This is a genomic window from Pseudonocardia sp. OZ21, from assembly GCF_059359135.1.
Map to the genome: position 1 here is coordinate 103,256 of NZ_JCADBN010000018.1, position 23,414 is coordinate 126,669.

At 72.3% G+C, this 23,414-nt stretch carries 24 protein-coding genes and 1 riboswitch; of the genes, 8 read left to right on the plus strand and 16 right to left on the minus strand.

The window, feature by feature from the left end:
* Positions 1 to 57 precede the first annotated feature (57 nt).
* Complete coding sequence (locus tag AC5L35_RS31375) at positions 58 to 375, plus strand: PspC domain-containing protein (RefSeq protein ID WP_495063347.1); 318 nt, start codon at positions 58 to 60, stop codon at positions 373 to 375.
* A 10-nt stretch (positions 376 to 385) separates the two neighbouring features.
* Here the strand turns inward: AC5L35_RS31375 and AC5L35_RS31380 are convergent, their stop codons facing one another.
* Positions 386 to 1,270: an NAD(P)-dependent oxidoreductase gene (locus AC5L35_RS31380; protein WP_495063348.1), complete on the minus strand. Its 885-nt coding sequence runs from the start codon at positions 1,268 to 1,270 to the stop codon at positions 386 to 388.
* 81 nt (positions 1,271 to 1,351) lie between these two features.
* Here AC5L35_RS31380 and AC5L35_RS31385 point away from each other — a divergent pair, with 81 nt between their 5' ends.
* Complete coding sequence (locus AC5L35_RS31385; protein ID WP_495063349.1) at positions 1,352 to 2,650, plus strand: M20 family metallo-hydrolase; 1,299 nt, start codon at positions 1,352 to 1,354, stop codon at positions 2,648 to 2,650.
* Between the two features lie 9 nt (positions 2,651 to 2,659).
* On the opposite strand, the gene AC5L35_RS31390 is transcribed toward AC5L35_RS31385, so the two are convergent.
* Positions 2,660 to 3,019 (minus strand): DoxX family protein, encoded by a 360-nt coding sequence (locus AC5L35_RS31390; protein ID WP_495063350.1) that lies wholly within the window; start codon positions 3,017 to 3,019, stop codon positions 2,660 to 2,662.
* A 282-nt stretch (positions 3,020 to 3,301) separates the two neighbouring features.
* Positions 3,302 to 3,391, minus strand: a riboswitch (SAM riboswitch).
* 72 nt (positions 3,392 to 3,463) lie between these two features.
* Between AC5L35_RS31390 and AC5L35_RS31395 the strand changes: the two genes are divergently transcribed.
* Entirely contained in the window at positions 3,464 to 3,895 is a 432-nt protein-coding gene (locus tag AC5L35_RS31395; RefSeq protein ID WP_495063351.1) for a PPOX class F420-dependent oxidoreductase, read from the plus strand.
* On the opposite strand, the gene AC5L35_RS31400 is transcribed toward AC5L35_RS31395, so the two are convergent.
* The 3 genes from AC5L35_RS31400 to AC5L35_RS31410 form a co-directional block, all read right to left on the minus strand.
* Entirely contained in the window at positions 3,825 to 4,814 is a 990-nt protein-coding gene (locus tag AC5L35_RS31400; protein WP_495063352.1) for an NAD-dependent epimerase/dehydratase family protein, read from the minus strand. The genes AC5L35_RS31395 and AC5L35_RS31400 overlap by 71 nt on opposite strands.
* Positions 4,815 to 5,140: 326 nt before the next feature.
* A complete protein-coding gene (locus tag AC5L35_RS31405) occupies positions 5,141 to 5,620 on the minus strand; it encodes an MmoB/DmpM family protein (RefSeq protein ID WP_495063353.1) in 480 nt (159 codons plus the stop codon).
* Between the two features lie 27 nt (positions 5,621 to 5,647).
* Positions 5,648 to 6,274: a TetR/AcrR family transcriptional regulator gene (locus AC5L35_RS31410; protein ID WP_495063354.1), complete on the minus strand. Its 627-nt coding sequence runs from the start codon at positions 6,272 to 6,274 to the stop codon at positions 5,648 to 5,650.
* 697 nt (positions 6,275 to 6,971) lie between these two features.
* Between AC5L35_RS31410 and AC5L35_RS31415 the strand changes: the two genes are divergently transcribed.
* On the plus strand, positions 6,972 to 8,093 hold the full coding sequence (locus AC5L35_RS31415) for a hypothetical protein (protein ID WP_495063355.1): 1,122 nt from the start codon (positions 6,972 to 6,974) through the stop codon (positions 8,091 to 8,093).
* A gap of 44 nt (positions 8,094 to 8,137) precedes the next feature.
* Here the strand turns inward: AC5L35_RS31415 and AC5L35_RS31420 are convergent, their stop codons facing one another.
* Positions 8,138 to 8,944, minus strand: coding sequence for an SDR family NAD(P)-dependent oxidoreductase (locus AC5L35_RS31420; protein WP_495063356.1), 807 nt, complete (start codon positions 8,942 to 8,944; stop codon positions 8,138 to 8,140).
* A gap of 484 nt (positions 8,945 to 9,428) precedes the next feature.
* On the opposite strand from AC5L35_RS31420, the gene AC5L35_RS31425 reads away from it, so the two are divergent.
* Positions 9,429 to 11,141 carry a hypothetical protein gene (locus AC5L35_RS31425; RefSeq protein WP_495063357.1) on the plus strand — a complete coding sequence of 571 codons (1,713 nt, stop codon included), beginning with the start codon at positions 9,429 to 9,431 and terminating at the stop codon, positions 11,139 to 11,141.
* A gap of 13 nt (positions 11,142 to 11,154) precedes the next feature.
* Here AC5L35_RS31425 and AC5L35_RS31430 read toward each other — a convergent pair whose 3' ends face one another.
* Both AC5L35_RS31430 and AC5L35_RS31435 read right to left on the minus strand, forming a co-directional pair.
* On the minus strand, positions 11,155 to 12,765 hold the full coding sequence (locus tag AC5L35_RS31430; RefSeq protein WP_495063358.1) for a phytoene desaturase family protein: 1,611 nt from the start codon (positions 12,763 to 12,765) through the stop codon (positions 11,155 to 11,157).
* A 65-nt stretch (positions 12,766 to 12,830) separates the two neighbouring features.
* On the minus strand, positions 12,831 to 13,709 hold the full coding sequence (locus AC5L35_RS31435; RefSeq protein ID WP_495063359.1) for a LysR family transcriptional regulator: 879 nt from the start codon (positions 13,707 to 13,709) through the stop codon (positions 12,831 to 12,833).
* 109 nt (positions 13,710 to 13,818) lie between these two features.
* Here AC5L35_RS31435 and AC5L35_RS31440 point away from each other — a divergent pair, with 109 nt between their 5' ends.
* Positions 13,819 to 14,694 (plus strand): oxidoreductase, encoded by an 876-nt coding sequence (locus tag AC5L35_RS31440; RefSeq protein ID WP_495063360.1) that lies wholly within the window; start codon positions 13,819 to 13,821, stop codon positions 14,692 to 14,694.
* A 4-nt stretch (positions 14,695 to 14,698) separates the two neighbouring features.
* Here the strand turns inward: AC5L35_RS31440 and mhpA are convergent, their stop codons facing one another.
* The 7 genes from mhpA to AC5L35_RS31475 form a co-directional block, all read right to left on the minus strand.
* The gene (gene mhpA, locus AC5L35_RS31445) at positions 14,699 to 16,273 is read right to left on the minus strand and encodes a bifunctional 3-(3-hydroxy-phenyl)propionate/3-hydroxycinnamic acid hydroxylase MhpA (protein ID WP_495063361.1); all 1,575 of its coding nucleotides are present in this window, start codon (positions 16,271 to 16,273) and stop codon (positions 14,699 to 14,701) included.
* Positions 16,274 to 16,349: 76 nt separating this feature from the next.
* Positions 16,350 to 17,399: a zinc-dependent alcohol dehydrogenase gene (locus AC5L35_RS31450; protein ID WP_495063362.1), complete on the minus strand. Its 1,050-nt coding sequence runs from the start codon at positions 17,397 to 17,399 to the stop codon at positions 16,350 to 16,352.
* A gap of 15 nt (positions 17,400 to 17,414) precedes the next feature.
* Positions 17,415 to 18,182, minus strand: coding sequence for an SDR family NAD(P)-dependent oxidoreductase (locus AC5L35_RS31455; protein WP_495063363.1), 768 nt, complete (start codon positions 18,180 to 18,182; stop codon positions 17,415 to 17,417).
* 97 nt (positions 18,183 to 18,279) lie between these two features.
* Positions 18,280 to 18,483, minus strand: a complete 204-nt coding sequence (locus tag AC5L35_RS31460) for a hypothetical protein (protein WP_169396251.1) — start codon at positions 18,481 to 18,483, stop codon at positions 18,280 to 18,282.
* Positions 18,484 to 18,619: 136 nt separating this feature from the next.
* On the minus strand, positions 18,620 to 19,624 hold the full coding sequence (locus tag AC5L35_RS31465) for an ABC transporter ATP-binding protein (RefSeq protein ID WP_495063364.1): 1,005 nt from the start codon (positions 19,622 to 19,624) through the stop codon (positions 18,620 to 18,622).
* A gap of 29 nt (positions 19,625 to 19,653) precedes the next feature.
* Positions 19,654 to 20,358 carry an ABC transporter permease gene (locus AC5L35_RS31470; protein ID WP_495063365.1) on the minus strand — a complete coding sequence of 235 codons (705 nt, stop codon included), beginning with the start codon at positions 20,356 to 20,358 and terminating at the stop codon, positions 19,654 to 19,656.
* On the minus strand, positions 20,358 to 21,197 hold the full coding sequence (locus tag AC5L35_RS31475) for an ABC transporter substrate-binding protein (protein WP_495063366.1): 840 nt from the start codon (positions 21,195 to 21,197) through the stop codon (positions 20,358 to 20,360). Before AC5L35_RS31475 ends, AC5L35_RS31470 begins: the two co-directional genes overlap by 1 nt.
* A gap of 26 nt (positions 21,198 to 21,223) precedes the next feature.
* On the opposite strand from AC5L35_RS31475, the gene AC5L35_RS31480 reads away from it, so the two are divergent.
* A complete protein-coding gene (locus tag AC5L35_RS31480; RefSeq protein ID WP_495063367.1) occupies positions 21,224 to 22,141 on the plus strand; it encodes a substrate-binding domain-containing protein in 918 nt (305 codons plus the stop codon).
* On the opposite strand, the gene AC5L35_RS31485 is transcribed toward AC5L35_RS31480, so the two are convergent.
* Complete coding sequence (locus AC5L35_RS31485) at positions 22,096 to 22,938, minus strand: alpha/beta hydrolase (RefSeq protein WP_495063368.1); 843 nt, start codon at positions 22,936 to 22,938, stop codon at positions 22,096 to 22,098. The genes AC5L35_RS31480 and AC5L35_RS31485 overlap by 46 nt on opposite strands.
* A gap of 116 nt (positions 22,939 to 23,054) precedes the next feature.
* Here AC5L35_RS31485 and AC5L35_RS31490 point away from each other — a divergent pair, with 116 nt between their 5' ends.
* Positions 23,055 to 23,330 (plus strand): DUF3040 domain-containing protein, encoded by a 276-nt coding sequence (locus AC5L35_RS31490; protein WP_495063369.1) that lies wholly within the window; start codon positions 23,055 to 23,057, stop codon positions 23,328 to 23,330.
* Positions 23,331 to 23,414 lie beyond the last annotated feature (84 nt).

The following is a 23,414-nucleotide window of genomic DNA, read 5'->3' on the forward strand; positions in this document are numbered from 1 at the left end:
TCGTTTCCAGGGCTCACCCGGAGGTGCCGCGGACCGGCTCCCGGCAGAGTCGTGGACATGGATACGACGACCGACACCACGTCCCGAGTGCCCTCCGATGCCGGCGTCGAGCCGCCCGTGTCGCCGTTCTCCGAGCAGGCCGTCCCGCCGCCGTCGGACACTGTGCCGCCCACGGCCAAGCCGAGCTTCCGCCTGCGCCGCAGCCGCACCGACCGCATGATCGGCGGGGTCTGCGGAGGGCTGGCCGAGAGCCTGAACATGGACGCCACCCTGCTGCGCATCGGGCTGGTCGCCCTCACGCTGCTCGGTGCGGGTTCGGGCGTGGTCATCTACGTCGCCGTGTGGATGCTCGCCCCCGAGACGGACGCCCCCTGACGTCCGGCTCTCACCGCAGCTCGAGTCCGGCCTCGTGCTCCAGCAGGGCCACGGCCAGCAGCTCGCCGTCGACAGGTCCGTAACGGGCGAGCGCGCGCTGATGGATCCGGGTGACGAGATCCGACAGCTCGACCGGCAACCCGTACTCCCGCGCCTGGGCCGTCACGTTCGCGAGCTCCTCGCAACACCGGTCCAGGCCGAAGGAGGCCATGTAGTCACCGGCGAACAGAGCATCGAGATCACGCCGGACGAAGTCGGTGGCCGCCGCGCTGTCGGCCACCGCGCTCCGCAGTACACCCAGGTCGATCCCGGCGCGCTTGCCGATCAGAAGAGCCTCCGCGGTGGCCACGGCCTGACCGAACCACAACAGGTTGACCAGCAGCTTCGTCGTGTACCCGGCGCCGTGGCCACCGACGTGGACGATGCGCTGCGGATCACCGACGGCCTCGAGCACCGAGCGGTGCCGTTCGAGGACCTCGATCTCTCCCCCCACGAACAGCTTCAGTGACCCGTCCTCGGCGGCGGGGACACCACCGCCGACCGGCGCCTCGAGGACATCGACGCCACGGGCGAGGGCCTGCACCCGGATCGGCCCGGCCGAAGCGGCCGCGCTGCTGGTCATGTCGATCCACGTGGCACCGGCGGGCAGCGCCCGGAGGGCGCCGCCCGCACCCGTCATCGCCTCCACCACCTCGGGAGGACCGGGCAACATCGTGATCAGGACGTCGGCTGCCGCAGCGGCCTCGGCCACCGTGCCGACCCACCGCGCCCCGCACGCCACGACCTTCGCCTCCAGCTCCGGCCGTAGGTCGTGGGCCACGACCACGTGGCCCGCTCGTACCAGGTTGGCGACCATCGGCAGACCCATCCGGCCCGTACCCAGAAATCCGATCACTCGTACAGGATCGGTCATGCCGGCACGTGTTGGATGGGGTTGCCGGAAAGAGGCCTTCTCCGTGCGGACCGAGGAGCGTTCATGACCACGACCGATGCTGCGGCCGGCTTCCCCCGCGTGCCCCCCCACCCGGGCGCCGATGCCCGGCTGCTCGCCGACTTCGTCGACCTCTCGGCCATCGGGGCCACCGCGGCAGGGGGCGTCGAGCGCCAGGCCGCCACCCCGGAGGACGGCCGCAGCCGTGCCTGGCTCGCGGCGTGGCTGACCGAGCGCGGGTTCACCGTCGTGCACGACCGGGTCGGCAACATGTTCGGCCTCTACGAGTTCGTACCCGGCGCGCCCTTCGTCCTCGCCGGTTCACACCTCGACAGCCAGCCGAGGGGCGGCCGCTTCGACGGCGCCTACGGCGTGCTGGCCGCGGCGCATGCCGCCGACCGCCTGCGCGTCCACTACCGCGACTCGGGTGAGACGCCGCGGTTCAACATCGGCGTCGTGAACTGGTTCAACGAGGAGGGCAGCCGCTTCAAGCCCTCGATGATGGGCAGTGCGGTGTTCACCGGAGCCATGCCCCTGGCGACCGCCCTCGACACCCCCGACGCCGCGGGCGTGACGGTCCGCGACGCGCTCGAGGCGATCGACGGCCTGGGCGAGACGGACGTCTTCGGCACCTCCCGGGAGGTGTGCTCCTACGCGGAGATCCACATCGAGCAGGGCCGCGAGCTCGACAAGACCGGCACCACGCTCGGGCTCGTCGACGCGACGTGGGCCGCGAACAAGTACGAGATCGCGGTCATCGGGTCCCAGGCCCACACCGGCGCCACCGCAATGGCCGACCGTCGGGACGCCCTGTACGGCGCGGCGCTCGCCGTGGTCGCGGTACGGGAGCTCGCCGACCGGTTCGGCGAGGAGCTGCACACCTCGTGCGGGCAGCTGACCGTGTTGCCCAACTCCCCCGTGGTCGTCGCCCGCGAGGTGCACATGCACCTCGACCTCCGCTCGCCGTCGGACGACCTGCTCGCGGAGGCGGACGCCCTGCTCCGCCGGCAGTTCGCCGAGATCGAGGTGAAGGCCGACGTCGAGATCGAGCGCCGGTTCGCCCACACCTGGAAGGGCCACCTCTACCAGCCGGAGGGGGTGGAACTGGCGCGCACGGTGGCCGAGGACCTCGGCGTCTCGTCCATGATCGTGCGCACCCGGGCGGGCCACGACTCCACCAACATGAAGGACGTCGTCCCCACCGTCATGCTGTTCATCCCGAGCGTCGAGGGCATCTCCCACGCCGAGGCGGAGTTCACCCGCGACGAGGACCTCTGTTCCGGCGTGGACGTCCTCACCGAGACCCTCGCCCGCATGCTCGACGGTGCCCTCACCCCACCCTGAGCGTGGGGGTCAGGAGGCGAAGCGGAGGACGGCGAGCACGAGGGACAGCACGCCCAGCACCAGCGCCGGGACGAACTGCTCCTTGCGGCGGACGTGGACGACCACGGCGCCCGCCATCACGAGCGCGAGCCCGACCGCCGCGATCGGTGTGAGGACCGGAGCGACGTCCAGGACCCAGGGCAGGATCAGGCCGATCGCCCCGACGATCTCGAGCGCACCGATGGCCTTGATCGCGCCGCCGGAGAAGTCCTCCGCGTAGCCCATGCCTGCGGACACCAGTGCCGGCTTCGGACGCACGACCTTCATCACGCCCGAGCCCAGGAAGGCGACGGCGAGCACGATCTGCAGGATCCAGGCGACGACGTTCATCAAGACTCCCGAGTGAACAGCCCGGCGACGCCGGGCTCGGCACCGGAGAACCTAGACGGGAACGCATGAACGTTGAAGTATTTTGGTGATATGTCATCATACCGTGATCTACCAGTGGCTCACCCGGCCTCCTCACGGGGCCGCGGAAGAACGAGCCCGTAGTCGCCGCGGTGGAACAGCAGCGCCGGGACGTACGGGATCGCTGCCATGACTGTCCTCTCACGACACCGGACGGCAGGGACCCCCGGAACGGGTGGCCGAAAGGCCGGGGTGGATCAGCGACATCGATCCTGGCGTCAGCACCCGGCACCGTGAGGTACGGGGTTGCTGCGGCTTCGACGAGCCAGGTCCCTCGGCCGCTCTGGATGGACGACCATGAGCTGATCACGTGCAACGCTGTGCGTGATCAGGAATAGCCGGCCTCCGGTGGTGGGTTTGCCGAGCATGACGACCGGACAATTCGACCCGCACACGCTGCTCGCCGATGCCCGCCTCGGGGTCCTCGCGACGATCAAGTCGGACGGCCGCCCCCAGCTCTCCCCCGTCACGCCGTTGTACGACCGGGACGCCGGTGTCCTCTACGTGTCGATGACCGACGGGCGCGCCAAGACGGCGAACCTGCGCCGGGACCCACGGGCCGCGCTCGAGGTCACCAGCTCGGACGGCTGGGCCTGGGCCACCGCCGAGGGCACGGCCACCCTCACCGGCCCGGGAACCGACCCGGACGGCGCCGAGGTCCAGGCGTTGGTGGACTACTACCGCAAGGCCGCGGGCGAGCACCCGAACTGGGACGAGTACCGGTCGGTCATGGTGTCCGACCGCAGGGTGCTGATGGCGCTGACCGTCGAGAAGGTGTACGGCGCCAAGCTCCGCTGACCCCCGCCTGGCTCTCCATCCAGACGATCGTGCGAACGAGGCCCTCCTCGATCGGCAGTCTCCTGACACCGGGGAACAGCCGCTGCACCCGGGCTGCGGACGACGCGCAGTGGCGGACCTCCCCGCTACGGGCCGCGCGGTGTTCGACGGCGAGCCGCCGGCCGAGCAGGTCGGACAGCACCGCGATGAGCTCGTTGATCGTGGTGGGGGTGCCGACCGCCAGGTTCACCGCTCCGTCCGAGGAGCGCTGCAGCGCACTGCGCGCGAGGACCTCCACGGCGGACTCGACGAAGGTGAGCTCCCGGCTCTGCTCGCCGTCACCGTGGACGATCAGTGGGTCCCCCCGCAGCGCGGCGGCGACGAGCGCCGGTACGACGGCCGGGAGCGCGCGGTCCGGGTACTGCCACGGGCCGTAGGTCGTGGAGAAGCGGAACGCCGTGCACCGCAGCCCGTACCAGGACCGGTAGGCGAACGCGTAGGACTCCGCCGCCAGCTTCCCGGCCGCGAACGGAGTAGCGGGGAGGCAGACCAGATCCTCCGACCTGGGCAGGGTGGGGTTGTGCCCGTACACGGAACTCGAGGACGCGAGAACCACCTGGGCGTCGACTTCCCTGGCGACGTCGAGTACGGCGAGGGTGCCCGTCACGTTGACGTCGTGGCAGCGCCGCACGGCACCATCGGCCTCGGGCACCGCGGCCGCGAGATGGACGATCGACGAGGCGCCGTCGCACGCCCTCCGCAGCGCCTCCTCCTGGAGGATCGACGCCACCCGGACGTCGACGGGCACGCCGTGCAGGTGGTCGAGCCGCCCGGAGCTGAGATCGTCGACCACGACGACCTCCACATCGGCCTGCCTGGTCAGTAGGCGGCAGAGGTTGGCTCCGACGAAGCCCGCCCCACCGGTCACCACGATCTTCATCGGCTGGCCTCCAGAAGCACGGTCCGCCCGGGCGTCACCACCCCGGCCCACCGATGGCCTCGGTCGGACACCCACCTTGCCGGTGACTTCGGCACGGCAACGTGGGAGAAGATGGGATGGATCGGAGTAGTGGATGCCGGTGTGTCGGCGCAGAAGCGCTCGATCACGGTGAACCACCCGAGGACCTGGGGCCCGGCGTCGTTCTATATACGAAACGTACCGTATCTCAACCCGTACGACCATCAGCCAGTCAGGTTTCGACCACCCGAGCGGCGGAAGGAATATTCACTTTCTGCGACCGCGCCCGCGCATCGTGACGCCAAAGCTCAAGAGCGGAGAGAAAAACGTTCGCGCCGCGCACTTCGGCGACTCTCCGAAATCAGCGTCATACGATCACCGCTGACGTCGAGCGTTCCTTGACAGGACACGATCATCGACTGCAGTTCCGCGGTCCCGAAGGGACGGCCGGCGTGCCACGCGAGGGTGGCCGCGTTCACCCGCAGCGTCCCATGAGCCCAGACCTGCACGCGTTCCCCGTGGTCGACGACCTGCAGTTCGACGTCGGCATTGTCGTCACGGACCGCACAGAGCACATGGTCGACCAGGCCGCCACCGGCGCGGAGGACGATCCCGACCAGGTCGGGCGCCGCGACGAGCCCCGGACGTGCGTCAGGTACCGGCACAGGAATCGCCCCACTTCCGGAGATCGCCGATCTACAATTCACCGGGGGCTGGGGTGCCGGGCGAATTTTCGGCCCGGAACCGTGACGATAGGCGGAAGAAACAGCACGTGCAACGTCGTCCACTCGGCAGGAAATAACGTTGCCGGGAGTTCAGACGGATCCGGTCTCCGAGACGCGCCGGGGCAGCTCGCCGTCGAGGAGAAGGCCGAGAAGCCGGTCCACGACGTGCTCGGTCGACCGACGGCACAGCACGCGGTAGAGAAGCGTGCCGGCGTAGATGTCCTGAAGGAGCCCGGCGTCGATGTCGGCGGGCAGGTCACCGCGCTCGGCCGCACCCTCGATCATCTTCTCGAAGGCCTCTCGGCCGGCCTGGAACAGGTCCACCGGACCGGCACCGCCCGGGGAGTCCTGCAGCAGATCGCCGGCCAGCGCGAGGAGGGTGGTGGCCAGCGGGGCCCGCAGGTCCAGGCGCATCGCCTCCATGGCGGCACGGGCGTCGGCCCGGATGTCACCCGTGGGCTGCGGCTGCTCCGCCGCGCCGGCGTCCACGGCCTCGAGCACGAGCGCACTCTTCGACGGCCACCACCGGTAGACGGTGGTCTTCCCGACGCCGGCCCTGGCCGCCACGCCTTCCACCGTCAGCCGGAAGTAGCCGACCTCCTCGAGGAGCTCGCGTGTGGCGGCGAGGATCGCGTGGTGCGACTCCTGGCTCCGTCGACGACCAGCACGCCCTTCCCGCTCGCTGCCGGTCGTGATCGTGCCCTCCTCGCGGCGCACCGGATCTGCTGTGGCGGACTATAACCGACCCTCCCTCGATCGAGGGTCGAGCCACGGGGTGTTGCCCACCGCCCGAGTGCAGGTCCGGGGCGACCGCGGCTCGGACGCAAGATCGGCGGACGGTTCGGAACGACTCTGCAGGCGATCATGCCGGGACGGGAGGGGTGATCGCGGCGTCCGTCACGGCGGGGCGGGCACGGTCGCCTAATCGATACGTTTCGTATCGTTCAGTGTCGCGCCGGGCGCCCGGACTTCTCCCTCGGTGAGCAAGAGGGGTGCCGGAAGGCTCCCTATCGGCCCTCTGCATCCTCCGGTCGGAGGTGCACGGACGGACCTAACCAGGGGTGACACAGGGTCATCCCCCATCCGGACCGCATCGTCTCCATCACTACGTGTAGTCATCGCGCACGGATCCCGCACTACGCCGTTTGGCGCGGTGCTGCCGCCGAATGGCGGACGAAACGGCCGATTTTGCCGCCGAACGGTGCCAAATCGGCGATGAGCGGTCACCTCAGCTATTCAGGTGAGACGCGAGGAACGAGCTGCCAACCCCTAGCCGGGGCGCGACGAACGCGGGTAGGAAGACGATCCCGCCCCGTGAACATCCACCCCTGCGAAAGGCCCTGACTCCGTGGAACTGCGTCCCCGGCCGTCCGGACATCGACATTCGTCGCCGAGCACGGTCTCGGTCGCCGAGTTGGTCGTCCGCTGTTTCGACCCGGCGCACCCGCCTCGGCCGATCGTGGACTACGGGCCCGGCACGATGATCTCGGTCGCAGCCCTGTTGCGACGGGAGGGCCGCGGGCCCCATGCGGCCGATCGTCCGCTCACCCCACGCGGGCACTCCCGCCCCGCGGTCGTGTCGTCCGGGCCTCCACGTCGCAGCGCCCGCAAGGCAGCGGCCGCCGCGGGTGCCCTGTTCGCCGCAGGCGCGGTCTTCAGCGGTGCGGTGGTGGACACCGTCCGGACCCCTCGCGGTGCGGTCGACTTCGCATCGGACCCGGGCCCGAGCACCGGCAGCGGCACCCTGGACCGGCCCCGGAGCCCCGAACCGTCCCGCGCGGGCCAGCACATCACCCTCACCGCGGTGGCGCAGCTCTTCACTCCGGCCGCGACGGCCGCGACCGAGTACGGGCCGCCGGCGTCCGGAACGCAGATCGGCCGGGACGCGTTCGGTGCACCGAACGACACGAGGGCCGACCCCTTCACAGCTCCGGGGCTCGACGACAAGGCGCCACCGCCCTCCGCTGCCGTACCGAGCATCCTGGACCTGGGCACGTCCCCGGGAGCGGAGCCGGCAGCCGGGTCGTCCATCGTGACCGTCGCCACGCCCGAGATTCGCGTGCCCGCCGTCGAGGTGCCGCAGCACGTTCTGAACCTTCCGGGCGGCGGCACCCTCCGGACGCCCGGGGTCGCCGTGTCCGAGGGACGGATGACCCCGCCTCGCCTCAGCGTCGCCCGCAACCGGGACGGCGGACTCGACGTCGCGGTCTCCGACGGCGCGGTCGCCCTCCCGAAGGTCGAGGTCTCCGACCTGGCGGGCGGCGCGGTGCAGCTCTCCCCCACCCGGGTCGGGCTCCCCGGCGTGCGTCTCTCGGGGAGTGGCGTCCTCGCGACCACGGACGGCGCGCCCGACATGCGGCTCAGCGATGTCCGGGCGGCCCTGGCGGACGTCGACCTGCCCGAGCTCGTAGCGACCACGGACGCGACGGCGCAGCGCCGCACGAGCGAGCGGGACGAGAACAAGAAGAAGAAGAGCGCGCGCGACGCCACCCAGTCGGTCAGATCCGCCGTGGGCCGACTGCTCGGCCGACACTGACGGCCACGGCTGTGCTCGGCGGGAGCCGCCGAGCGGGCGGTGCCTCAGCTGCTCGAGATCTCCGGCAGGTGTCCCGGCACCGTCTGCCGCATCTGCCCGCGGCGGTGGCCGGTGAGGCGCGCCAGCGTGCGCAGCGTGCGGCGGGGAGTTTCGAGCGTTCGGACCACAGCGTTGTAGACCAGCCCCGGCGTGCAGACCGTGCGCCCACGGGCGAGATCGGAGAGGCAGGCATCCACCACCGCGTCGGGCTCCAGCCACATCATCGACGTGCCGGTCGGCTCGAGCTCACGGTGCTTGCCCGTGCGCAGCCGTCCCGGGACCAGCGCGATCATGCGGACGCCGGTGCCGGCCAGCGACGCCTCGACCGTGTCGGTGAAGGCGATCATCCAGGCCTTCGTGGCGGAGTGGGCCGAGCCGGAAGCCGACAGGTAGCCGGCGAAGCTCGCGACGTTGATCACCGAGCCCTGGCCGCGTTCGATCATTCCCGGCAGCGCGGCGTGGGTCAGGATCATCACCGCGGTGACGTTGACGTCGATCTCCGTCTGCAGTGGTTCCGGATCAGCCATCCGGAAGTCGACGCCGCACTCGTAGCTCGCGTTGTTGACCAGGACATCGACGGGCCTGGCCCGGTCGGCGACCCTGCGTTCCACGGCGGTCCGCTCGGCGGCGTCCGCGAGATCGGCCGCGAGCACCTCGACCCTGACGCCGAGACGCGCTGCCTCTCCCGCCACCCGCTGCAGACCGACGTTGTCCCGCGCGACGAGGACCAGATCGAAGCCGTCGCGGGCGAGCCGCTGGGCGAAAGCGGCGCCGAGTCCACGACTCGCACCGGTGACGAGCGCTGTCGGCATGGCCGCACCCTACGTCAGGTCGATCAACACCGATCACTCACATGGGCATTTCTGGAGCGCGCTCCGGCGCGCCGTGTGGCATCGAGCCCGACCGCCCTGGCATGCGGAGCGCCGCCTGGTGTCGCACGGATGGCCCTGACGGAGCGTCACGCTGGGCCATCGCGCCCCGGAGCCGCCCGCGCCCCGATCCGGCGATCCACTACCACGCTCTACTCCGTCCGGCCTGCTCAGCACGGACGCTCGGCCGACCCGCACTGCAACCCGGGCGGTGAACGGTCGCAAATGAGCGACGAATGGGCATCTCCGCTGTTCAGGTGAGACGCGACGAGCGGACGAACGACACCTAGCAGGGACGTGACGAACGCGGGTAGGAAAGCGAACCCCACCGCAGAACGAATGAAAGCCCCAGCTCCGCCAACCTCGAGAGGCTCACTACGTGGAACCGCTCGCCCGTCCGACAGGACACCATCTCGGATCCTCGAACATGGTCTCCGTCGACGAACTGATCATCCGTTGCGGCGAGTGGCACGGACCTCCGCCCGGGGTGGACTACGGGGCGCCCGGCGCGATCTCGGTGGGAAGCCTCCTGCGCCGCGAGGGGCGGGCCCCTCACGCGGTCGACCGTGCGCTCCAGCCGCGCGGCCACTCCCGGCCGCCGGAGGAACCGCCCATGCCGCCGCGGCGCAACGTCCGCAAGGCGACCGCCGCCGCCGGTGCGCTCTTCGCCGCAGGCGCGATGTTCGCCACCGCCGTGGTGGAGAACGTGGTCCGAAGTCCCGGCGACGGTGTCCAACTGGGCATCGGAGGCGACACCCCCGGCCCCGACGGTCCAGCGGGCGGCGGGGCTCAGGCGAACCGGGGCGACGCGCCGCGCAACCTCGCGTTCTCCGTCGGGGAGCTGTTCACCTCACCCGTCGGCACGGCCGGGAGCGGCTCGGCCCTCGCGTCCCTCGATGCCGGCTCCGGGGTGTTCGGCAGCCAGGGCGCCGGCGGCGCGACCGCCGTCGACCCGTTCGATGTGAACCTGGCCCCGTCGTCGGCGGGTGGACCCGCCCTGGCCGCGGGACCCGACGCTGCCGGTCCCGGCGCGACGACCCCCGGGGGCGGTCCCGGTGCGCCTGTCGAGTCCGGCGGGCCGGGTGTCCTCCCGGGCATCGGCATCGGGCCGATCACCCTGCCGGTCGGGGGAGGCGCCGAGGGCGGACCGGGCGGTGGGCCCGGGGTGGTGATTCCCGTCCCCGGCCTCGGTACGCCCGGCCTCGAGGTACCCGCGGTCGACGTCCCGGGCGGTGCCCTGCCTGGCGTGCCCGTCGACGCCGTCCGCACACCGCGGGTCGGGGTGTCACCGGCGCAGGTCAGGACCCCGGACATCGTGATCGCCGGCGGGAACGGGCAGGCCGGGATCGCGGTCTCCGACACCGCACTCGCCACCCCCGACGTCACGGTCTCCGAGGTGCAGGCGGGCCCGCTGCGGCTCGCCCCTGCCGAGGTCGGACTGCCCGACGTCGCGATCTCGGAGGGGGGCGCCACGCTGTCCCGCGACGGCGCGCGCGTCGCCGTGCCCGAGGTCTCGGTGTCGGAGACGACGCTGGTCACGCCCGACGTGCAGCTCGGCAGGGCCAGGGTCGCCCTGCCGGACGCGGCGCTGCCCGAGCTGACCGTCCCCCGGCTGACGGTCGACACGAGTGATCCCGCCGGGACGGTCGAGGACGCCGCGTCGGCCGTGGTGAGCACGGTCGACCAGGTCGGGACCGGGGTGGTGGGCGCGGCAGCCGATGTCGTCGACGAGACCGTGGACAGCGTGGGCGAGACCCTCGGCTCGCTCACCGGCGCCGGGCGCGCGGAGGGTTCCGCCGAGGAGTCCGGCCGCTCCGCCGACGACTCGGACTCCAGGGATTCCGGCTCCCGTGACTCCGACTCCGACTCCGACTCCGACTCCAGCGATTCCGGTCTCGACCTCGGCCTGGGACTCGGCCTCCTCAGAGACTCCGACTCCGACTCCGGGGACACCGACTCCGACGGAGACGCCGACGACCGAGACTCCGACTCCGACCGGGGCGACTCCGGCTCACGCGACTCCGGCTCCGACGACGACGGCGAGGACCGCTCCGGCGACTCCGGGTCACGCGACTCCGACAGCTCGGACTCCGGCGGCTCCGTTCGTTCCGTGCTGGGCGAGGTGCTGGGCCGGGGGTGAGGGGCCCCGGGCACTACGCCCGCGCCGGGGAGTCCCGGTAGAGCAACTCCAGCGCCGCGGAGGTCACGCGGCGCCGTAGCCCCCCGAACGCCCCGTGCTCGCCGAGCGCGGCCCTGGCCGCAAGCCAGCCGCAGACGCCGTGCACCCCGCCCCCGGGATGTGCCGACGCACTGGCCAGGTAGAGGCCGCCGATCACCGTCTCGGACCGGCCCAGTCCCGGCACGGGACGGAACACCAGCTGTTGGAACAGCTGCGCGGTGCCGCCGTTGACCGCGCCGTCCACGAGGTTCGGGTCGGCGGTCTGCAGGTCGCGCGGCCCCTGGACGGTCCGGCCGAGCACGCGGTCACCGAACCCCGGCGCGAACTCCTCAAGCACCGCGTCCACCCGGCCCGCGAGGTCGTCGGCCGAGCCGTCGTCGGCGACGCCCCGCGGGAGGTGGGTGTAGGCCCACGCGCTCTCGGTGCCCGCCGGCGAGCGGCTCGGGTCGGCGGTCGTCATCTGCCCCAGCAGCAGGAACGGCGACCGCGGGAGCGTGCCCGTCTCGATGTCGGCCGACCACCGGGCCAGCCCGCGGCCGTCCGCTCCCACGTGGACGGTGCCGGCTCCGGCGACGCCGGGCGACCGCCACGGGATCGGCCCGGCGAGCGCCCAGTTGACCTTGACGACCGGGGTGTCCCAGACGAACCGCTCGAGGTCGGCGTGCAGCCGCCGCGGCAGCACCTCGGGTGCCAGCAGGTCGCGGTACAGGGCGGGGGCGGCCACGTCGGCGACGACCGCACGGCGGACGCGCACGGTCAGCCCGGTCGCGGTGTGCACGGCCACCGCCCGGCCGCCCCGCACCTCGATGCGCTCGACGTGCTCGCCGGTCCGCACGTCGGCCCCGGCCGCCGTGGCGCGGCGGCCGAGCGCCGCGGCCAGCTCACCCGAGCCGCCGACGGGCACCGGGAACCCGTACTGCTGCCCCAGCATCGCGAGCAACCAGCCGAACACCCCGCTCACCGTGGCGTCCGGTGGCGTGTCGCCGTGCACGGCGTTGCCCGCCAGCAACAGCCGGGCCGCCTCTGACGTGAAGAGCTCCTCCCCCATCCGCCCGGCAGGCAACGCCAGGAACCGGGCCAGCCGCAGCGCCTCCGCGGTACCGATCCGGCGCACCAGCTGCACCGGGCCGCGTACGGGCGGGAACGCGGTGAACAGGGTCCGCAGGACCGCCTCGCCGACCGCGTCCCACTGGCTGCACAGGCGTAGCCACGCCTCCCCGTCGCCCGCGTGGTGCTCGGCCAGACCGGCCGCCGTCCGCTCCCGGTCCCGGTGCAGAACCGCGGCGGGCGCACCGTCGGGGCGCGCCGGATGGGCCAGCACGGTCGGCGCGTGGGCCCACCGCAGCCCCTGCCCCTCCAGATCCAGTGCGCGCAGCACCGGCGACGCCGCCGAGAGCGGGTAGAACGCGCTGAAGAGGTCGGCGGTGAAGCCCGGGTGCAGCTGGGCGGAGCGGATGGCCCCGCCGACCACGTCGGCGGACTCCAGCACGCACACGTCCCAGCCGGCATCGGCCAGCACGGCTGCGGCGACCAGCCCGTGATGGCCCCCGCCGATCACGACGGCGTCGGCGACGAGGGTGGGCATGGCCCCACTATCTGCCGCCGCGCTCCCGGCGGCACCTCAGGACCCGCCCGCGTACCCCCACGGGGTCATCCGGCGAGCTCACGGACGACGCCTGCGAACCCCCGCACCAGTGAGCTGTCCTCGCCCTCCACCCAGGCCAGCGCCACCCGCAGCGGCTCGACATCGGTGAGCGGCACCCAGACCAGGTCGGGGCGTGCGTAGTACCGGGCCATGCTCACCGGTGCGAAGCAGATCGCCGTTCCCTCGGCCACCTGCTCCAGCATCTCCTCGACGTTGTCGTTGGTCGGTCCCCACCGCGGGGCCGACCCGTCCGGCCGGGGGTTCACCGCCCACCAGTCCACCCACTCCCGCGGCGCCCGCTCGGTCCACATGAGCGGCTCGTCCCCGACCTCGAGCACGGACACACCAGCTCTCCCGGCCAGCGGATGCGCGGTGGGGATGCCGACCACCCGCTCCTCGGTGTGCACCACCTCGGCGTGCATGCCGGTGAGGTCGGCCGGCAGCCAGACGAAAGCCACGTCCACCCGCCCGTCCCGTAGAGCGGCCGCCTCCTGCCCCCAGTCGAACCGCTTCGGCTCAACGCGCACGCCCTGGTGCCGCCGGGCGAACTCGGCGCGTGCCCTGGTGGTGAGCTGGCCCGCTCCGCTGGCCTCGAAGCCGACGCGCAGCACCCCGGTCTCCCCATGCCGGTGCCGGTCGGCGGCGGCCACCAGCCGATCCGCCTGCCACAGGGTGCGCCGCGCCTCGGTCAGGACGGCGCGCCCCGCGGCGGTGAGGGTGACGCCCGCGCGGTGCCGGTCGAACAGCCGCACCCCGAGCTCGGTCTCGAGCCCTTTCAGCGCGTAGGACACCGCGGGCTGGCTGACGTACAGCGCCGCTGCCGCGCGCCCGATGTTGCCCGCGTCGGCGATCGCCGCCAGGTAACGCAGCTGCCGCAGCTCCACGCAGCGATGATAAGCGCTCTTTATGCCTCGGCCGATCTTCTGTCTTGGACGTCCGGTGTCGTCGCCTGGAACAACAGGGGACGAGTCCGACACACACCGAGGAGAGATCATGAGCGAGAGCAGCACCGGGCCTGCCCCCGTCCGCGAGGCGAACGGCCGGGTGTGGCTGATCACGGGCGCGTCCTCCGGCTTCGGCCGGGCGATCGCCGAGGCTGCGCTGGCCGCGGGCGACACCGTCGTGGCCGCGGCCCGCCGTCCGTCCACACTCGACGATCTGGTGGCCGAGCACCCCGGCCGGGTGGTCGCCGTACGGCTGGACGTCACCGACCCTGCGGCGATCACGGACGTCGTCGCCGAGGTCGTGCTCTGGTACGGGCGCATTGACGTGCTGGTCAACAACGCCGGGCGAGGCATCATCGGCGCCGTCGAGGAGACCGCCGACCGCGAGCTGCGCGACCTGATGGAGTTGCACCTGTTCGGTCCGGCCGCCCTCACCCGCGCGGTGCTCCCGCACATGCGCAGGCAGGGCTCTGGCGCCGTCGTGCAGATGAGCAGCATGGGCGGCCGGCTCTCCTTCCCGGGCGTGTCCGCCTACTCGGCCGGCAAGTTCGCACTGGAAGGGCTCTCCGAGGCGCTCGCCGCGGAGGTCGCCCCGTTCGGGATCCGGGTGCTGGTCATCGAGCCCGGCGCGTTCCGCACGGGCTTCGCGGGCGGGGACGCGCTCGTCCGGTCCGCTGCCCTCCCGGCCTACGACGCCGTCATCGGCCCGTTCCGCGCCGCGCTGCCCGCGAGCGACGGCAACCAGCCCGGCGACCCCGCGAAGGCCGCAGCCGCGATCCTGGCCGCCCTCGACGCCGAGCATCCGCCGCTGCGCCTCCCGCTGGGCAACGACGCCGCCGACGCCATCGCGAAGCACCTCGACGACGCCCGCGCGGAGTTCGAGGCGTGGGAGCCGGTCAGCCGCGGCACCGACGTCGGCATGTGACCCGTCACTCGCTGAGCGATCCCGGACCCTGCAACTCCGCGAGGAACTCCGCACACAGATCGCCAACCTGGGCGACGCTCCCCGCGGAGCCCCACAGGTAGAAGTCGGGCCGGATCAGAACAGCGCAGGCGTCGAGCTCCGAGAACCATTTCTCATAGGCGCCCGAGTGATCGACCACCTGCATCTCTCCGGGCCGGTCGGCCAATGCCACAGTCTGGAACCCCATGTTCGACAGCGCCCGGACGTGAGGTCCGCCGACCACGTCGAGCAGGTCCGGGGACCGGAGGAGCAGCGTTCCACCGCCCGCCGTGGCGTCGTCGAAGAGGGCCTCTCCGCCCGAACCGGCGACCGGCGACTGGATCGACAGAGTGCCCCCGTGCTCACCGCGGTGCATTCCGTCGCCCAGCTTCGGACGGGGCTGCGGGGGCGGCACTGCGCCCGATGAGAGGTCGGCGGCCAGACGGGCGTCCCGTTCTGCCGCGAGAACCGGGTCCGTCATGCAGATGACGTCGCCGAGCGCCATCGACATCGTGATGAAGTGGCGGACGTGTTCGGACCGTTCCGGGCCGTAACTCTCCAGGATTCGTCCGTCCGCTCGACCGGTGAGGACGAGGTCCAGCTTCCACTCGAGGTTGACGGCGTCCCGGAATCCGGAACACATGCCCTGGCCGGCGAACGGAGGCATGAGATGGGCGGCGTCCCCGGCGATGAGAACACGGTTCTTCTGCCAGTTCAGGCAGCGCTTTGCCTGAAAGGTGTACAACGCATGCCGCTCCAGCACCGCGTTGGCCGGAGTCACCCCCCACGCGGCGAGCAGTTCCCAGGCCGCGGGCTCCGAGTCGAGGTCCTCGGACAGTTCGCCGGGCAGCCGCATGAACTCGAACCTGCGCCGTCCGGGGCCGCTCGGAACCAGCGTGGTCGGCCGGGCCGCGTCGCACTGCTGGAGCGCCGGAGGGGTGATTCGCAGAGGCGAGCGAGGCGCGACGTCGACCACCAGCCAGTCGTGGAAGTACCCGAGGTCCTCGACCGGGCTCTCGATCCACTGGCGCACCAGACTGTTGGCGCCGTCGGCGCCCACCACGTACCTGGCCTCGTAAGTCTGCAGGTCATCGTCCGGACCGAGCACGTCGACCCGTACCCGGTCGCCGAGATCCTCGTGGCCGACCGCCGCGTGACCTCTCAGCACCGTTACGTGGGGAAGACCAGCCACCAACCCGCCGAGATGACGTTCGAGGGCGGGCTGATGGAAGAAGTTGCTGACGTTCCATCCCGACGGACCTGTGCCGGTCCAGTCGAGGCGCAGCAACGTCGTTCCCTGCGCACTCCGCAGTTCGTAGAAGTCGTCGTACGGCTCGATGGCGTGCGGAACCTCGCGAGGGCCGGCACCCACCGACTGCAGGATGCGCGCGATCTCGTCGTCGAGATGAGCCGCCCGCGGAAGTGGGTAGGGCGCGGGCTGCCGTTCGACGACCAGAACTCGGTGGCCGCGCCGACCGAGCTTCAGAGCCAGTATCTGGCCTACCGGCCCATATCCGATGACGATGACATCGTGCTGCGAGTGCGCAGGGGTGACCACCACAAACTGAACTGTACTAGATAGTACAGTCCAGTCCGGCCGTTTTCCGACGGTTTCGGCCGATCAACTCGGCCGACAATTATGTAGTCGTCGTCACTGGCGAAACCCTCTTCAGGGACACCAGCACCTTCACCTGCAGCGGATCCGACGCCGCCGCGAACGCCTCCGCGGCCTGCTCCACGGGGAAGATCGCGGTAACGAGCTCACCCGCCGCCACGGCACCGGACGCCAGCAGGTCGATGGCCCGCTCGACGTCCTCCCCCACGTACATCAGGCTCCCGAGCACCCTGATCTCCCGGTCCTGAACGACGTGCAGGGGCACCACGGTGGGTCCTGCCGCCACGCCGACCACCACGACCGTGCCCCCCTTCGCCACCAGTTCCACCGCCTGGGCCATGGAGCTCTCCCTGGCCACACAGTCGAAGACGACATCCGCCCCGTCCAGCACGACGTCGGCGCGTTCGACGAGGTCGGGAGCGTTCGCGAGGAGCACCTCGTCGGCACCGAGCCGCCGGGCCCGGTCGAGCTTCTCCCCCATGACGTCGGTGACCAGCACGACCTCGGCTCCGGCATGACGGGCGGCGACGAGCACCAGCAGCCCGATCGGCCCGGCCCCGAGCACGGCCACCCGGCTGCCCGGGCCCACGCCGGCGAGCCGGACGGCGTGCACCGGCGTGGAGAGGGGCTCGACCAGCGCGGCGAGCTCGTCGGACATGCCCGCCGGCACCCGGTGCAACCGGTCGCGCGGCACCGTGAAGGCGTCCGCCATGCCGCCCGCGGTCTGGCATCCCACCACCGCCAGCTTCTCGCAGATGTTGTAGCGGCCCTCGCGGCACCGGCGGCAGTTCCCGCACACGAGACTCGGCTCGAGCACGACGCGGTCGCCTGCGGCCAGGTCGGACACCCCGGCGCCCACCTCCTCGACCACGCCGACCACCTCGTGCCCCGGCCGGTAGGGGCGATCGATGAAGGGGTGGTGGCCGGCGGCGGCGTGCGTGTCGCTGCCACAGATCCCGACCAGTGCAGATGCCACCCGTACCTCCCCCGGACCCGGTGGGCCCGGCCGTGGCACCTCCTCCAGCCGGATGTCCTCGGTCGAGTGCACGACGATCTGGCGCATGGTGCCCATCGCTCCTCCAGTGGGTCAGAAGGCGGTGTACCCGCCATCCACCACGAGCACCGACCCGGTCATGAAGGACGCGGCGTCGCTCGCCAGGAACACCACGCTGGGCGCGATCTCCTCCGGCCCGGCATAGCGCTGCTGGGGAGCGTCCTCGATCCAGTACCGCCGCAGCTCCGGCCGGTCGACCGGGGACATCTCGGTCTTGACGTAGCCGGGGGCCACCGCGTTGACCCGGATGCCGTACGGGGCCCACTCCGCCGCGAGCGACTTCGTGAGCTGGTGGACCGCCGCCTTCGAGGCGTTGTACGCGGGCTGCCACTGCGGGCGGTTGACGATCAGCCCGGACATCGACCCGACGTTGACGATCGCGCCGCCACCGTGGTCCGCCATGTGTCGTCCCGCCACGCGGCTGCATTTCCACAGCGCACGGACGTTGAGATCGAAAACCGCGTCCCATTCGGCGTCGGAGACGTCCCACGACGCATTGTGGAAGCACGCGCCTGCGTTGTTGACCAGGATGTCGAGGCCGCCCAGCGTCTCGACGGTGGTCCGCACCGCGCGCTCGACGTCGGCGGCCACCGTGATGTCCCCGGTGATCGCGAGCACCTCGACGTCCTCGTCCGCGAGGTCCGCCACCGCGGTCGCGTTGCGCTCCTCGTCGCGGGCGACGAAGGCCACCCGGGCGCCCGCCTGAGCGAGGGCGTGCGTGAACGCCCTACCCAGCCCGCGGTTGCCGCCCGTGACCAGTGCCGTTCTACCGGTGAGGCGAAAGCTGTCCAGTACATGCACGCGGCGGAGCCTGCCATGCACGGAGGGGAACCAGACGGTCCTGTCTGCGGAAGTCGGCTCGCGGACAGGACCGCTCGGTCGGATACCAGTGGTACTGCTACTGCGCGGCGGCGCGCTCCCCGGTGGCGTCGAGGCCGAGCATGGCGAGCATCTCGGCGCAGTCGACGGCGTCGACGGACCGGCCGGCGACCACCCGTGCGGCGCGGCGGTTGGCAAGGTCGTGCACTACGGCCTGGGCGGCCTGGGCGGCGGCGAAGCGGCCGTTCTCGTCGGCGTGGGAAGGGTTTCCGGTCCAGCTCATGTGTCCGTGACTCCCTCAGTCGTCGCGCCGGCGTGGCCCAGAACGAGAGCGGGTGCGGCCGGCGGGACCGTGCGTCAGGCGGCGATCTGCAACGGGGCGCGCACGTGCGGCACACGCCCGACCTGACATACCGACCTTACCCTGAGCGGCCTACACCGGCCCGATCCCCGCGCGTCGCGGGCGCCAGGTCGTCGGTTTCGAGCGCCCGGACGTCCGTCTCGGCCACCGTCACCACGACGGCCCGGCCCGGTTCGAGCCCGTCCCCGCCCGGCCCGAGGCAGGCCAAGGTGCCTGCCGCCGTGTCGACGTCCACCCGGGTCCCCCCGCCGAGCGGCACGATCCGGCGCACCGTGCCACGGACGGCGAGACCGCCCGCTACTTGCTCGTCCGTCGACACCCGGCACGTCTCCGGGCGGGCGGCCAGCAACCCCGGCCGGCCGGTGACCGCGGGCGGGAGCACGTTGCTGTAGCCGACGAGCCGGGCGCACGCGGCGTCGGCCGGGCGGTCCAGCACGTGCGCGGTGGGCCCGATCTGACGGATCCGGCCCGCCACGAGCAGCGCGGTCCCGGCGGCCAGCGCCCGCGCCTCGTGCCGGTCGTGGGTGACGAGCACGGTGGCGGTGTCGAGCCCGTCGAGCACGGCCCGCAGGTCGGCGAGCAGGTCGGTGCGCGTGGTGGCGTCCAGCCCGGCGAAGGGCTCGTCGAGCAGCAGCACCCGCGGTGAGACGGCCAGCGCGCGGGCCAGCGCCACGCGCTGGGCCTCGCCACCGGACAGCGTGCGGGCGTCACGGTCGCCCAGGTGACCGACGCCGAGCGCATCGAGCCACGGCGCGGACCGCCGGGCGGACTCGGCCCGGCCGACGCCGCGCAGCCGCAGCCCGGCCGCCGCGTTGGCCCGCACCGTGCCGCGGCGCAGGATCGGGCGCTGCAGCACCGCCGCCACGGCACGGCGCAGCTCCCGGGGGTCTGCGGGGTGTCCGTCGAGCAGCACGTCGCCGGTGACGTGGTAGCGACCCAGCCGCGCGAGCGCCCGCAGCAGCGTCGACTTCCCGGCGCCGTTCGGTCCCAGCACGGCGAGCGCCGCCCCGGGGGCGACATCGAGCCGGTCGACGTGCAGCAGTTCGCGCCCGCGAACCGTCACCCGCAGGTCCTGGCACCCGATCCTGGACGTCATCGGGCAGGCACCGACCGGTGCTGCCCCGCCAGTGTGAGCACCAGGTTCACCGCGAACGCGATCACCAGCAGGATCAACCCGAACGCGATGGCCAGCGCGAACTCACCGCGGCTGGTGGCGAGCACCGCCGCGGTGGTCAGCACCCGGGTCTGCCCGGCCAGGTTGCCACCCACCATCTGCGCTGCCCCCACCTCGCTGACCACCGCACCGAACGCCGCCATCGCGGCCGCCAACAGCGGCAGCCGCGCCTCACCGAGCAGCGCCGCCAACGCCCGGAGCCGCCCGGCACCGAGTCCCTGCATCTGCACCAGGAAGTCGGGGTCCACCTGCTGCACCGCCGTCGCCACCAGCGCCACGACGATGGGTGTGGCGATCGCCGCCTGCGCGATGATCATGGCCGTGGGCGTGTAGAGCAGCCCGAACAGCCCGAGCGGGCCGCTGCGCCACAGCAGGACGGTGACGAACAGTCCGACGACGACGGGCGGCATTCCCATCCCCGTGTTGGCCGCCGCCAGCACCACCCGCCGGCCACGGAACGCCGTGAGCGCCACCGCGGCGCCCAGCGGCACCCCGACGACGGCGGCGATCAGCGTGGCGGTCAGCGAGATCCGCAGGGTCAGGGCGGTGATGGCCCAGGTGGCGGGGTCACCGCCCAGCAGCAGGCGGACGGCCTGCACGAACCCGTCGACCAGTACGTCCATCAGGGCGCCGGTTCGGGCTTACCCGCGTCGGGCACGAACAGCTGCTGACCGTACTGAGCACGGCCGAACTCCCCGATGCGCTGCTGCGCGGCCGGGGCGGTGATCCAGTCGGCGAACGCGGCGGCGGCCTCGGGCTGGACCCGGTCTCCGGCCTTCGTGGTCATCTCGATCACGTGGTAGACGTTCAGCAGCCCGGGGTCGCCCTCGCTGAGCAGCGTCAGGCCGTCGGGCTGGCTGAGGTACGTGGCCCGGTCGGCCAGCGTGTAGCCGGACTTCTCCGCGGCCACCCGCAACGTGGCACCCATGCCCTGGCCGGTCTCCTGGTACCAGTCGCCTCCCGGGGTCACCCCGGCCTGCGTCCAGAGCGACTTCTCCCTCGCCGCTGTGCCGGAGTCGTCGCCGCGCGAGACGAACACGGCCTTGGCCTCCGAGATCCGCTTCATGGCATCGGCGGCGGTCGCGCCCTTGATGCCCGCCGGGTCGGCCGCCGGGCCGACCAGCACGAAGTCGTTGTGCATGACGAGCAGCCGGCGCCCGGCCGTTCCCTCGGCGACGAACTGCTGCTCGGCAGCAGGCGAGTGCACCAGCAGCACGTCGGCCTCGCCGCGTCGACCCAGCTCGATCGCCTGGCCACTGCCGACCGCAACCGTCTTCACCTGCCACCCTGTGTCGGCCGTGAACACCGGGAGGAGATCGTCGAGGAGGCCGGAGTCCTGGGTGCTGGTGGTGGTGGCCAGGATCAGAGATCGTTCCGCGGAGGGCCCCGCCGCAGGACCCCCACAGGCGGCCAGCAGGAGCAACGCGAGTACGGCAACAACTGATCGCAACTGGGCTAGCACAGTTCGAAAGAATAGGGTGGATCGCCGTGACCCGATACCGGGAGATCTGTACCGACCTGGCTGGGCGGATCCGCGCAGGCGAACTCGCCGCGGGTAGCGAGCTGCCAGGGGTACGCGAGCTGGCGTCACGGTTCGGCACCACGGCGTCCACCGTGAGCCGGGCCCAGCGCGCACTGGCCGACGCCGGGGTGATCGTCACGGCCGACCGCAGGCGCGCCCGGGTCGCCCCCGACGGCGCAGTGGCCGCCCGCCGGTTCCTCCACGCCGAGCTGGTCTTCCGGCTGGCCGGTAGCGACGACCCCGCGCTCGATGCGGTCACCCGCACTCTCGGCCGGGCCGTCCAGCCCGTCGGGACGGAGGGCAGCTTCGGTGGCCTGCGCGCCGTGCGCCAGGGCCGGGCCGACGGGGCCGCGGTGCACCTGCTGCACCATTCCGGCGTCTACAACGCCCCCTACGCGCTCGGGCTGCTGCGCGGGTGGCGCCCGCACCTGATCCACCTCTGGCGCCGGGAGCAGGGCCTCCTGGTCCCGCCGGGCAACCCGCACGGGCTACGGACGGCCGCCGACCTCGCAGGCCTGCGGGTGGCCAAGCGCCGCCACGGCTCCGGCACGCGCGTGCTGTTCGACCGGCTGCTGCTCGCCGCGGACCTGGACCCCGACGCCGTGGCGGGCCCGGAGACCGGTTCGCACCTCGAGACGGCGCTCTTCGTCGCATCCGGTGTGGTGGACGCCGGGCTCGGCGTCCGGTCGGTGGCGCGCGACCTGGACCTGGACTTCGTACCGCTCGTGGCGGAGGACTACGACGTCGTGCTCGGTGGGGCCGCGATGGACGCCGCCGCCCCGCTGCTCGCGGCTCTCCACGACACGGCCGTCCGCGCGATGATCACCGACCTGGGCGGTTACGACACCACCGACTCGGGGACGGTGCAGGAGCTCGGCCCCTGATTCCCCGGCTGCCCCGCTGGACGACGCCGTCGGGCGGCCGCCCAGCGGGGCAGCCGGGCGGCGAGCGCGGCGTAGAGCACGGGATCGGTGCCCATGCCGGTGTGGCTGCTGCCCACCTCCACCCACTCGGCCTCCGGGTCCTGGCACGAGCGCCAGCCCACCACGCCGTCCTCCCGCGAGTAGATGGCCACGGCCGGCACCTGCAGCGGCGCGGCGAGACCACCTGCGGTCGTATCGCGGCAGCCCCCGGTGAGACAGTCCTGGTCGAGCAGGCCACGGACACCCCACGCGGACAACCGCAACAGCAGCCGGAGGATGTGCCTCGCGGAGCCACGCGCGTCGAGGGGGTCGAGCACCGGGCTGCCGAACATCGCGAGCCCCGACACGATGTCCGGACGCCGCACCGCCACGAGCCTGCCCAGCATCCCGCCGCGGCTGTGCCCGACCAGCACCACCGGCCCGCCGGTTCTCCTGGCGAGCTCCTCGGCACGCCGTTCCAGCCGGTCCACCAGCACGTCCGTGCAGCCGAGGTTCATCCCCAGGCGCGCCCGGACGGGCGCGTAACCGCGGCGCCGGAACCAGTGGCGCATCACCGCCATGCTCGCGTCCACGCCGCCGAACCCCGGGATGACCAGCACGCCGGTGCCACCGCCCTCCGCGGTGCGGGTGGTCCACACCGGGTGGCGCAACAGCGCGGGTGTGGAGAGGCCCACGGCCGGGCCGAGCGACCGACCGAGCAGCCGGACCGAACGGCCGAGCCGCCGCCACGGCCGGACCGGAAACGCTTCGACGGTCATCGCACTCACCCTTCCGCCGTCCCCTCATCCGGCTGCGCCCGCAGGTGAGTCCGGCCGTTCTCGGGGTACTCCCGGGCATGCTCCCAGATTCACCTCACGGCCGCCCCCTGACCGCAATGGAGTGGATGCGGCTCGACGAGCTCGCCCGCCGGCTCAGTGAGGACGATCCAGGGCTGGCCCGAGCGCTCAAGGACGGCGCGCCCGCACCCGACGTCTCCTCGCCCGAACGGACGCGTCGTCCGGAGATGCGGCGGCTCGTGATGGGCGTCGCCGTCCTCGTCGTGCTGGCCGCCGTGGTCGCCGGGACGGCCGGTGTGGCGGCCGTGGCGTCGGCCCTGATCGCCGGGTTCGGGGTGAGGGCGCTGTGGCGTCGCACCCGCCGGCCACGATAGATAACGCACAAAAAAGTGGGCCCCCGCCAGACGGCGGGGGCCCACAAACAGTTTGATGTCGGCGGCGACCTACTCTCCCACACC